Origin of the sequence: Nostoc sp. EspVER01 (genome assembly GCF_034530635.1) — a bacterium.
Taxonomy (GTDB): Bacteria; Cyanobacteriota; Cyanobacteriia; order Cyanobacteriales; family Nostocaceae; genus Nostoc.
This window is the reverse complement of record NZ_JAVRCS010000008.1, coordinates 64,741-77,161: the sequence shown is the minus strand read 5'-3', so window position 1 is coordinate 77,161 and position 12,421 is coordinate 64,741. Positions and strand designations below refer to the sequence as shown.

General features: G+C 42.5%; 8 protein-coding genes. 4 read left to right on the top strand and 4 right to left on the bottom strand.

Annotated elements, in window-relative coordinates; all coding sequences use genetic code 11:
- Positions 1-25 precede the first annotated feature (25 nt).
- Both RMX69_RS09385 and RMX69_RS09380 read right to left on the bottom strand, forming a co-directional pair.
- Positions 26-1,507, bottom strand: coding sequence for a calcium-binding protein (locus RMX69_RS09385; protein WP_322637267.1), 1,482 nt, complete (start codon positions 1,505-1,507; stop codon positions 26-28).
- A gap of 722 nt (positions 1,508-2,229) precedes the next feature.
- Positions 2,230-5,373, bottom strand: a complete 3,144-nt coding sequence (locus RMX69_RS09380; protein WP_322637266.1) for an MFS transporter — start codon at positions 5,371-5,373, stop codon at positions 2,230-2,232.
- Between the two features lie 540 nt (positions 5,374-5,913).
- Here RMX69_RS09380 and RMX69_RS09375 point away from each other — a divergent pair.
- From RMX69_RS09375 to RMX69_RS09360, 4 genes are all read left to right on the top strand, one after another.
- Positions 5,914-7,194 carry a general stress protein gene (locus tag RMX69_RS09375; RefSeq protein WP_322637265.1) on the top strand — a complete coding sequence of 427 codons (1,281 nt, stop codon included), beginning with the start codon at positions 5,914-5,916 and terminating at the stop codon, positions 7,192-7,194.
- A 143-nt stretch (positions 7,195-7,337) separates the two neighbouring features.
- Entirely contained in the window at positions 7,338-7,799 is a 462-nt protein-coding gene (locus tag RMX69_RS09370) for a BON domain-containing protein (protein WP_289795397.1), read from the top strand.
- Between the two features lie 183 nt (positions 7,800-7,982).
- The gene (locus RMX69_RS09365) at positions 7,983-8,417 is read left to right on the top strand and encodes a CAAD domain-containing protein (RefSeq protein WP_289795396.1); all 435 of its coding nucleotides are present in this window, start codon (positions 7,983-7,985) and stop codon (positions 8,415-8,417) included.
- Positions 8,418-8,760: 343 nt separating this feature from the next.
- The gene (locus RMX69_RS09360; RefSeq protein ID WP_322637264.1) at positions 8,761-9,168 is read left to right on the top strand and encodes a hypothetical protein; all 408 of its coding nucleotides are present in this window, start codon (positions 8,761-8,763) and stop codon (positions 9,166-9,168) included.
- A 347-nt stretch (positions 9,169-9,515) separates the two neighbouring features.
- Here the strand turns inward: RMX69_RS09360 and RMX69_RS09355 are convergent, their stop codons facing one another.
- The gene (locus RMX69_RS09355; protein ID WP_322637263.1) at positions 9,516-11,066 is read right to left on the bottom strand and encodes a metallophosphoesterase; all 1,551 of its coding nucleotides are present in this window, start codon (positions 11,064-11,066) and stop codon (positions 9,516-9,518) included.
- A gap of 207 nt (positions 11,067-11,273) precedes the next feature.
- On the bottom strand, positions 11,274-12,245 hold the full coding sequence (locus tag RMX69_RS09350; RefSeq protein ID WP_289795393.1) for a YegS/Rv2252/BmrU family lipid kinase: 972 nt from the start codon (positions 12,243-12,245) through the stop codon (positions 11,274-11,276).
- Between the last annotated feature and the right edge of the window lie 176 nt (positions 12,246-12,421).

Here is a 12,421-nt window from a genome sequence, read left to right as displayed (position 1 = left end):
TATTTTCAAGGCAGATAATATTAAATTAAAGGATAATGTCACTTTCTACTAGTTGTGGCGCTCTTGTAAGCCGAATTTCAAACTCAGCCGACAGATCCCCATCAGTACTACCTTGGAGAATACCTCCTGAATAACGGATTTGACCGATTGCAGAGAATGCACGACTCCCGATGAAAGTGAAGGCTTGGTTGCCTTCTTTAGTGGAGTTAGCGTCGATGGTAGATAGATCGATTTGATCCCCTGCAAGGATGCCGTTTCCCACAAAATCAGCGATCGCATCCTGTAACAAACCAGGTTGACTCTCTGCAACGAAGTTAAAATCGAAAACATCGTTACCCAATCCTCCAGTGAGAACATCAGTTCCACCAACACCCGTGAGGATACCACCGTTACCAAAATCACCGCTAATCGTATCATTGCCAGATCCGCCAAGTAGGCTATCGTTGCCTAATCCGCCAACAAGGCTATCGTCGCCAGATTCGCCGTTAATCTTATCGTCGCCAGATCCGCCGTTAATCTTATCGTTGCCAGATCCGCCGTCAATCTTATCGTTGCCAGATCCAGTATTAATGATATCGTCGTCAGACCCGCCGTCAATCGTATTGTTACCATCACCGGCGTTAATCGTATCGTTGCCAAATCCGCCGACAATTGTATCGTCGCCAAATCCGGTGTTAATGCGATCGTTGCCCGATACACCGTTAATTATATTGTTCCCCGCTCCGGCGTTAATCGTATCGTTGCCTGAACCGGCGTTAATCGTATCATTGCCTGAACCAGCGTCAATCTTATCGTCGCCAGCTCCGCCGTCAATCCTATTGTTGCCAGATCCGCCGTTAATCGTGTCGTTGCCAGATCCGCCTTGAATCCGATCGTTGCCAGATCCGGTGTTAATTATATCGTTGTCATATCCACCATCAATCGTATTATTGCCATCACCAGCGTTAATCGTATCGTTGCCAAATCCGCCGACAATTGTATCGTCACCAAACCCGGTGTTAATGCGATCGTTGCCAGATACACCGTTAATTATATTGTTCCCCACTCCGGCGTTAATCGTATCGTTGCCAGAACCAGCGTTAATCGTATCGTTGCCAGAACCAGCGTCAATCTTATCGTCGCCAGCTCCGCCGTCAATCCGATCATTGCCAGATACGCCGTTAATTGTATCGTTGCCAGATCCGGCTTGAATGCGATCGTTGCCATTACCACCTTGAATTTTATCGTCACCGTCAAATCCGCCGTCAATCGTATTGTTGCCAGATCCGCCGTCAATTATATCGTTGCCTCTTCCCCCGTCAATTGTATCGCTGCCAAATCCGCCCAGAAGGCTATCATTACCGTTTCCGGCGTTAATTCTATCGTCGCCAGAACCACCATTAATCGTATCGTTGCCAGATCCGCCCCTAATCGTATCGTTACCGTCAAACCCGTTGATGATATCAGGCAAAACAGAAAAAGAATTACCAAGATTGTCAGGCTGATTAGTACCGTTAATGGTTGGCATAGTGAATTTATCCTGAATTTAGAGGGTAAAAAATTACTTCGTCACTTCCCCAGTGGAGAAATAACGAGTGAGAAGATATAACAAATTAGACCTGATTAGAACAGGTCTTTGCTGTTAAGTCTAAAGATTTGAGAAACGATCTATTGATGATATTGGCACCAAAATAGATTGTGCCAAGAGTCATTTGATGTCCTTGTACCTGATGAATTCACCGTTTCTAGCAGCAATCTGCTAGCAAATAAGCAGATTATCTCCTACGGAATTGCATAGGTTTTAGGACATTTTTACTGGATTCAGAATAACAAGAGTATGATACTACCTCAAGCTTAATTTTTTCTATCTTTCAGAAATAATAATTAACTCTTTTTTGTTACTCTTGCTATAACGAAATATGAAATATTTTTTTCAGATAGAGTTTTTTGATATATCATTCAAGGGGAAAAAGGCTTTTCCGATTTGTGCACAGATGCGGTAATCATAAGTAATTAACAGGACTTGATATCACGATACTTTTTTGATAAATCAAAAAAGTGGCATTCATTTATAAAGACTGAATGCCACTTTGTATTTCTCAAAATTTCTGATGACGGAGATATTAGACTTCTTGTATAAGTCGGTAAAAGGGTAAGGGGGAAAGGGGAAAGGAACAATAAAAACCTTTTCCCTTTAACCTTTCCCCTTTTCCCGCTTCTTGCAAAAATTACTTTTGCAAGAGGTCTATTTTACCCAGGTAGAGTTATCCCCGTCACAGCGATCGCACCTGCGATCGCACTGGCGCAAAGAGAAGTAATCGCTGTGCCAAATATCCACCACGCAGCGTTTGCAACGGTTTTCTTGGTTTCTTCGGCTTGCTTTTTAGCTTGCTCTTGAATCGCTTTCAGGCGTTTTTGAGTTTCTTTCTGGATGCGTTCGGCTCGTTGTAATACGCCATCCCGCGCCGATTCTATTTGGTTAATTATGCGATTAGCATCGGCCTCGGAAATATCTTCACGAGAACTCAATACAGCAACTAAGGTGTCACGATCGAATTCACTGAGGCGATCGCGCAAGGCTTCAAATCCGGCTTGGGGATCGTCGAAGACTTTTGCAAAGTCTTGCTTAATGCCTTCATAGTTGAGTTCAGGAAGATTCAGGGAGTTGAGATAGTTGCGAACTTTGGCAAAAACTCCGTCTAGCACTGATTGTACTCTCTGCTGAATCTGCTGGAATTGTTCGACAATCGAGCTGCGAACAGAATCAATTTGCTCGACAATTCGGTTAGCTTCCTCTTCTGAGATATCCTCACGTTGGGATAATAGCGCCACAATTGTGGAACGGTCAAATTTCGCGGCGCGATCACTTAAACTCCCAATTCCAGCGCGGGGAGAAGACAGCAGCAATTGTAAATCGCGTTTGATTCCTTCGGGGTTGAGTTCTTCTTTGTTGGTATTACGCAGATATTCTTCGAGATTGGCTTCAAAATCTAAAGCTTGTTGAGTGGTGCGCTTTGCTAAACGTCGTGGCGTTCTCAGGATATCACCAATGGCATCTTGAGCGCGATCGATAATCTGATTAACCTGCTCTTGGCTCAAGTCACCGCGTTGACTCACGAGTTTAACCAAGGTTTCTCGATCAACATTAGATAAGCGATCGCGCAGTGCTGAGGCTCCAGCTTGAGGATCGTCGAGTAATTTCTCCAAATCGGCTTTGATACCTTCTGGATTAAGTTCTTCCAAGTTGGTATTGCGGAGATATTCAGCGAACCCTTCGGGAAGCTCCGCTAACGCTTTTGTAGTCTTTTCGTACTGTTCTTTCGCTTGTTGCGGTACTTGCAAAATACTATCTCGGACTGCTTCTAGCTGATCGAGAGTTTGGTTTACCTGTTCCTCACTCAAATCTTGACGCTGACTGAGCAATTGTACCAAGGTATCGCGGTCAAATTGGGATAGGCGCGATCGTAAGAGACTAATTCCGGCTTGCGGATCGTCTAGTAAAACTCTAAACTCACGTTTGATCGCTTCGGGATTGAGTTCGTCTTTGTTAGTATTCCGCAGATATTCTTCAACTCTTTGGCGCAGTTCATCGGCTTTCGCTTTTGCTTGCTCTTGCAATTCCCTAGCACGATTCAAGAAATTATCGCGGTTGCGTTCGAGTTGACTAACAATATTATTAGCTTCCTCTTCGCTGATATCTTGACGCTGTTGGAGCAATTGTACAAAAGTATCGCGGTCAAATTGCCCAAAGCGGCTACTTAAATCTTCAAACCCAGCTTGTGGATCGTCTAGTAACTTGCCAAAGTCTCGTTCAATACCTTCGGGATTGAGTTCCTCTTTACCCGTAGAACGCAGATAATCTTCAATGCGGTTGCGGAAATCTTGACCTTTTTCGCGAGTTTGAGCCTGTTTGACAGTTTCTAAAACTTCCAGGCGATCGCTTTCCATTTGTTCGGAAATTTCTTTCACCCTAGCTTCGCTAATATCACCGCGCTGCTTCAACAAGTTGCTGAAATATTCTTGGTTGATTTCTTCCAACTCTCGTCTCACAGTTGTCGGATCTGCATTTACGTCATAGATGACTTCCTTAAATTCATCTACTAGAGTAATTCGGTTAAAGTGCCAAGGGAAGGAATGCAATATGTAGTCTTCTATATCTGCCTTAATTGCATTTTCCAGTGATATGGGTAATTTTGCAGATACTTGCTCAGTTGCCTGTTCTCTAAACTTTTGAAATTGTTCTGTGACTTGCTCAACATCGACATCTTGAACTTTTTCTTTCAGTTTTTGCAACTGAGTTGTAATTTTGTTCACATCGATATTAGAAAGGTTTACCCGTTCCATAACTGCTGGCGCAGCTGCACTTAAGCCATACCTAATAGCTTGCTTGATTACACCATTGCCATTACCGCTGCCGATTGTAACCAGTTCTTGAAGCCGTTCACCTAATTGCTCAGAATTAAGTTCTTCAGGAGTAGCGGACTTGAGTAAATTAATTACTTGTTCTGTGGGATTTTTGCGATTTAAAGCTTGTTGCCATGCACCTTCAAATTGGTCAGCAATGTTATTGATATCTTCTTTAGATAAATCGCCACGGCTGCTGATTAAATCAACAAATGTTTGGCGATTAACGTTTTGCAATAGATCGCTATTAGCAACAGATTGCAAATCTGTATCCTTCAGAAGTTGGTCAAATTGACTCCGAATTTCTTTGATATCCAGCTTTGGCAATTGCAGAGAACCTAAAGAACTTTGGAGAGTATTTTTAATACCTTCAGAATCAAAACCTGAAGTTAATTCCCGCCGGACTGCGGCTGTAATATCTTCAGCAGTAGAAATTAACTGTTTTTTTGCAGTATTCGCACCGATGCCAGCAGTTGCCGTACCCATCAGAGTTTGAAAACCAGAAGTAACAGTATTAGATATAGAACCAATTAAAGAACCTACTGCTGATGAACCCAACCAAATTACTAGTGAAAAATAGGTAGACCAAATGACTACACCAATAATTGCTCCTAAAAATGCGCTTTCGATTAGGCTAAGTTTTACTGCTAAAAAACAAGCAATAAATAATGCGATGCTAACGGTTATTAATGCCCAAGCACCAACTTTCGCTTGACCTTTACGAATTGTCTTACCCAAACCTTCAGACTCATCATCAGAATCGGAGCCAATTTCCCAAGATGAAATTCCGACAGCGACTGAAAAGTTTGTCAACAACAATTGAAAGGCAAATGCCATCAAAACCCCAGCTAGCAGTGCCACCAACAATTTAGGCCCAGAAAAAACAACTGACGCTTCTTCTGGAGTTAGTACTTCCTGAGCTAAAGTTAGGGGCGCTAATCCAAAAGATAGCCAATTCCATCCAAAAAGAGTTAAAACACCTTGAAACATAGGACTTTCCCACTTCTACTCAATTAAATAGCCATTCATAAAATGGCTTATTTATCAGCTTAATTATTATTTATGTAAGCTGGCACTTTCTTAAGTAATAGGTTGGTTGTCCAAAAGTCGTATTTAAAAAAATAAATATTTATCTGGCCTCTAAAAGAAAACATATGATTTAGTTAACATTTTTCTCGAAGAAAATTTATTAGGCAAAAGTAAATCTCATAAAACTATATCTAACGATATACTAGGTTATGAGCGGGTTAATTATAGTTAGTAGCAAATGTTAGAAAGTAACATTTTTTGGTATCAACTTTCTCAATAAAATTGATGTCAGAGATAATTGTTATAAAAACTTTAGAAAATAAAATATATTTTCTACTTAAGATTTAGTTACTAACTTTAGATAAAGACACCTATATCTAATGATAGAGATAAAAATTCTTCCAAGCGATTGATGAAAACGAAATAGAAAAATGTATTAATAAGGGTTATTACGAGCATATGAATTAGTAAATAATTGATTTTTGCTGAGGAGAAAGAATAATGGTGGTAGGTGTACATAAACGTGCTGTAGGTGTATTTTCTCATCGCCGAGATGTTGAACATGCTCTACATGAATTAAAAAAAGTTGGCTTTGACATGAACAGAGTTTCTGTCATTACCCAAGATGGGGACAGAGACGATATTGCTGGTGCAGATGTGAGCGATCGCGTTGGCGATCAATCTGACGAAGGTGCTAAAGTCGGAGCAGCTACAGGTGGTGCTTTGGGCGGATTGGCTGGCTTATTAGTCGGTCTTGGCACTTTAGCAATTCCTGGAGTCGGGCCAATTATGTTGGCTGGAGCCGCAGCAACTACCCTAGCTACAACTCTTGCTGGTGCTGGTATTGGTGCAGTGGCTGGTAGTTTGCTTGGTGCATTAATTGGTTTAGGAATTCCTGAAGAACGGGCTAAAGTTTACGACGAACGTGTTAAACGAGGACACTATTTAGTCATTCTTGATGGTACAGAGGCAGAAATACTTAGAGCAGAAGCAATTTTAAATCATCAGGGTGTGGAAGAGTTTGGCATTTACGACCACCCAGATGCGACAAATGCAACCACTGGTTATGTAACTCCAACTCCGGCTGCGGGTTATAGTGGTGTTGCGAAACGCGCGATCGGGGTATTTTCTCATCGTCGAGATGCTGAAGTCGCAATTACAGAATTGCGAGATGCAGGTTTTTCGTTGAATCAAGTCTCCATCATTGCCAAAGATACAGACGGTCATGGGATTGGTGGTGTAGATGTAGATAGAAATGTTGGTACTGGTAATAAAGCAGACGATGGTGCTAAAGCTGGAGCAGCTACAGGCGGTGTTCTGGGCGGCTTGACCGGCTTATTGGTTGGACTTGGAACTTTAGCAATTCCTGGAATCGGGCCCGTAATTGCAGGTGGTGCAGTTGCAACCACTTTGGCGACAACATTAGCTGGTGGCGCGATCGGTGCAGCAGCAGGGAGTATTGTAGGCGCACTTGTTGGCTTGGGAATTCCTGAAGACAGAGCGCGAGTATATAGCGATCGCTTCCAAAGAGGCGACTACTTAGTAATTCTCGATGGTACGGAAGCTGAAATCCACCAAGCTGAAGCGATTCTCAAACATCGAGGTATTGAAGAATTTGCAATCTATGATGCTACTGAGATTATTGAATATCGCCCAGGTTCCGACCGAGTAACGCATAATGACGCAGCAGTAGTCGATCCCATTCGCCCTAATTACTCAACAGAGGCTCATAGAAACGATCCTGCTGTAGTTATTGTTGATCGTCGTGATGAAGTACTTTAATCCAAAGTAATTGTCATTGACGCTAATCCTACAAAATTGCAGGAGCAAAAATTTGAAACCTTTTCTCCTGACTAAAAAAAACTTGCTCCTCACTTTTGCCGTAAATATCAACAAATTTCAGTTTCTAATTCAGAATTAAACCTATGCAAAAATTAACCCCCTTCGTAATTAGTTGCCTTTTAGTTTTTGGTGTTGCTGCTTGTGATAACGCTTCTAAAACAAGTGAATCTGCACCCAATAATCCTAATGAGGCTCCCCAAGCACCGAGTGCAAAAACAACAGAAGCTTCTCAAAAAGATGCACAAAGTGAAGTTCGTAGAAGACAACTCAATGAGGATATTCGCGCCCGCGAACAGCGTAATAATGTCACTGGTGGCGATACAAAAAGAGATCCAAGTGACTTAGCAAGTCAAGTTCGCTCAAAATTAGAGGCTAATATCCCCAAAGGTCAGCTAACAGTTAATGCCGCAGACGGTGGTGTTGTGACTGTCGCCGGAACTGTCACTAATCAGCAGGAGTTAGCTAAAATTGAAAGATTAGCTAAGGAAATTAAAGGTGTCAACAGTGTAGTTGTGAAAGCAACTGTCTCCACAGTAACTAACTAAAGCAGTTAACAACATTAAGTGAGCAGGTAGGCGTAAAGAGATTTAAATGCTCCTGCTCGGTCTAAGTGGTCAGTAATAAGTTTAACTGACCACTCATAATTGACAACTGACAACCTTAATAACTATATTTATTGATGCTCAGTTCAGTTATACAAAGTCTTGTAGTTACCAAACAGAAAAACTATGGAAACCGAACAACAGCAACGTGAATCCATCAATGCTTCCTTATCACAAGGTACGCTAGCACTTGAAGGTACTGATACTGCAAACTTGCCAAAGTTACCGCCAGCACATGAGCCTGAATCTCAATGGCAGCAAATTAGCAGACAAATTTCTCAATTTTTAGAGCAACTGCCCCAATACTTAAGTAGGTTTTTTCAGGACTACAAACAACCTCTAATAACCGTTGCTTTAATTTTTGCGGCGATTGTTACAGCTAGGCTAGTACTAGCGGCACTAGCTGCAATAAATGATGTTCCACTACTATCACCACTTTTTGAGTTAGTTGGAATTAGTTACACCAGTTGGTTTGTTTTCCGCTATCTACTGAAGGCTTCAACTCGCCAGGAATTAGCCGATGAAATTCAATTACTGAAAAACCAATTCGTGGGCGAGTAAATTTACTAACCATTAAAGTAAGATTTACACGGGCAAATAGAATTCGCAGCTACGCCAACTCTCATCCGCCTCTGCGGACTTGGGTAAAGCCTCTTATAGTTGCAGTTTCTAATTGCCCTTTTAATGTTAGGTTGACTCAACTAAAACCCTTGTTCTACCAAGAAATGTAAATCAACAGTATTTAACCGGATTCCATTTTAGTCTTTTGGATACATCAAAAGATAGAGAATATAACATTATTTTTAAATTTAAGTCACTTCTCAAGATAGTAGTTCGCAGATGAGAAACAACCTAATCTAGTTTTAGAAGTTATTCAATAGATTCTTTAACGAGGACATAAATTATGGCTAATGAAGCAGTTAAGAGAAGTACAGATTCATCCGATCGCGCGGAAGTCGATACATATGATCGCGGCATTATCCCTGCTGAAACCGCCGCTAGAATGGAAAGAGAAGGAAATAAGTACAAAACACTTCCCACAGAAGAAGGGGAAGCAGATGCATCTACTGACGATCAAACCGATCCAGACAGTATACGTACCACTGACGGCTATACCGTGGACAAAGAAGGTTTGTTAAACAACTATGCAGTTGAACCAGAAATGTACTACGAAGAACCGGGTGATGCACGCCAGCAAGTGGCAGAAGATACGGCAGAACGTATCGAAGAACTTGGAGAAATTAATCAGGATGAGGAAGGCAAGTTGACAGATAAGGGTGACAGCCGCGGTAGAGGCCCAGGAGTAATTTAATTAACAACTATTTTGCTGGGTGCAATTACAGGTAAGAAGGCTTAATAGGTGGTTTCTAGAGACGCAATAACTGCGTCTCTAATTTTTTATATTTTGTCTTTAAGACCGCAGAGCGGCAGGGTTTTTAAGCTTTCTGCATATATAGCAACAGACAGGGAGCTTAGGACAGCAATAAAATCACAAAGTACGCTGTTGAAGACGCGTTTCCCGCAAACTGTCCTAACGGCTTTGGCGACTGCTATATTTGAGAATTATAACTAAATGTGAATTCGACAGACCTCACCCACCCAGCCTCCCTCTCCTGCGTAAGCGCTTTGGATCTCTACGGGTTTAATACAGCAGTATTACTAGATAATCAGTGGCTCAAGTTCACAATTATGCCATTGCCGCTGATACCATTCGGCAACCAAAGGACGAACAATAAACTTAGGCTGTCCATCGCCTTTAACGTCAATACGTAAACCTGAATAAGGTCGTCGCTTCTGAGAACCTTGACCATTGCGACCGATGAAGAGATGCGATCGCGCTACTAACCTATTCTCCTCCATCAAATCTGCTCCCTCAATCCGTTGGCGTCGCAAACTAAACCCGCTACCACCACAAACAATCCAGTGGATATGAGAATCAGCGTGTCCCGTATCCATTGTTTCCAAGTGTTCCAAGCAGTGTGCGTGACCATTTATTACCAAATCGACTAAAGGACGACCCTGATTTAAAGAACCGATTTCTTTAGCTACCGCATTCAACACGCCACGCAAGCGATCGCGAACGATTAGAGTTTGTGCTTGTTCCCACTTCGTCGCCTCAGTTACATAAGGAGGATGATGAAAATAAATTATCCTTCCCCGAACTTCAGGATTATTCCAAGATTCAATTAATCTTTGCTTGAGCCAATCCAGTTGTTCAATGTCAGTCAGCGTTGTCTTATTAGTGGCTAGTTGCTTATCGATATCAACGATAATTTCTTCAATTTGTGACATCTTGGCATGGAAGTCATCTAATTGATCGGCTTCATTCGGGTTTTCCGGGCGAAGTTTGGCTGAGGTTTCAATGATTTGCTGCTTTTCTCGCTCGAAATCTTCACGACGTTTTTCTAAGAGTTTGCGATCGGCTTTACCTTTTTTTGTTTTCGGTAGCGGTGGTGGATCGTTAAAGGTATTAGAATCCAAAGCGAAGAAATCAATACCGCCATAACGAAAAGTGTAATAGCGATTGGGAAGGCGGGTAAATTGCCCAGGTTGATAAGAAAGACAACGACCTGTATCTGTCTTGGCTGTGTAGTGCCGATCTAAGTGACTGGCTAACTCTTCTGGAAGCTGAAACGCCTTCAGATAGTCGAGAAATGCCTTTGCGTAAGCGTCACCGCATCCTGAGCCATGCAAGCCCACATCTAGGTCTAACCGCGATCGCAACAGGTGACGAATGGGTAAGGTTGTTAGAGACGCCAAACTCAATAAAATCGGCAAGTTATAGTAATCGTGATTTCCCGGCACAGGTAAAATGGGCAGCTTAAAAACCATCTGGTCATAAGCAATCCGTTTGCGATGCTCTATGCCAGAGATAAACTCTCGGTAAGGCTGGATGAAGTTTTGCTGGTAATATTCACTCGATCCAACTAAATAGATCACATCCCCTGTATGCAGCATAAACCGGGAGTCGTTGTGATGAGGGAGCATCAGTTCCGCCACCTGTCGCTGGGGATTGTGTCCTCTGTGTCTACCGGAACCACTATCACCGACAACTAAAAATGAGAACTCAGAGTTGTCTGTTTGAGCATCTTCCAACACCAGCCGAGTTTGGTCGATATCCCGTTCTACAATTAACGGATCTTGCCACCGCACCCGCTGATTCATTTTCCGAATTTTCTTAGCGATCGCTGGATCAGATACAAGTTTCAATGCAACCTACTCCTGAGTTTTCAATTGAAGGGGAGCAGGGAGAGCAGAGAGGCAGGGGGAGCAGGGGAGGCAGGGGGAGCAGGGTTAAAGGTTAAAGGTTAAAGGGAAAAGGAATAAATTTAATCTTTCCCCTTTTCCCCTTACCCTTTTCCCCTTACCCCTTTCCCTTTCCCCATGCCCCATGCCCAATGCCCCATGCCCATACCCTCATTCTTCTGCCGTATCTTTCATCTCAATAGTCAGATTAGGGAGTCCCTCTAGTTTTTCGGTCGGCTCAACTTCTTCTACTAATGGCACAAAAATTCTTAAGCCTGCTGGTACACACTTAATTTCTACAGGTGTTGTGCCGACTATTTCACCATCTAGAACAACTTTTTGTGGTGGCTCAGTGGTAATTTTAAATTGTTTCGCTCGCAGAAAACCAATATCATCCCGTTCAACGGCGTTACCTGTGGAAGCCGTTTGAAATAGATGAAACGTGGCAGCGATCGCTCCTGCCTTGTTAGTTGGAGCTACAATCGTTAAATCTAGTAACCCATCATCATAAACCAGACCTGCTGGGCCTTGAGCCAAAACTGAAGTGGGAGGTGCGGCATTTGCTACCGTTACTGCACAGGCACTAGTTTTAATTATCCTGTCTTCAGTTTCAATTTCAACATCAAAGTTTTTTAAATTTCTTAATTGCTGGATTCCTGCCAAAACGTAGGCCATCATCCCAAAGCGATTTTTGGCGTCTCGGTCTGCCAATTCTACAGTTTCAGCTTCAAAGCCAATACCTGCCAAAAGTACCATTGGGCGATCGTTGCAATAAGCTACGTCTACATGGGTGGTTGCTCCCTGCAAAATTGTCTGACATGCACCTGCGATCGTGTCAGGAATTCCTAAAGCTGTGGCAAAAGCGTTCGCTGTTCCTCTAGAAATGATCCCAAAGGGGATATCAGTTCCCACTAACGCCGCCGCCGCTATTGAGAGAGTACCATCCCCCCCAGAAGCAATGATTGCATCTACTCCTCGCTCTACAGCTTGATATGCCAGTTGGTCAGCATCGATTTCTTCAGTTGTAAAATGAATATCTAGATCGATCTCTGGCTCTAATATTGCCCGAATTTCTGCTAGCTCTGTATCTGGGTCGCCCTGACCCGCAACAGGATTGAAGATTAAACAGGCGGAACGATTCATAAGGTATAATAACTAAGCTTGGATAACTAATGAAGATAACAAATTATTCTTAGCATTCCTCTAAATTTTCAACTTCCCTTTTAAGGCTGAGTTTTTTAGAGATATTGAACAAGTTTAGCGGAATATGCGATCGCATCATACACCAAGAAAAGCCAAGAATCTTTAAAACCTTCCCA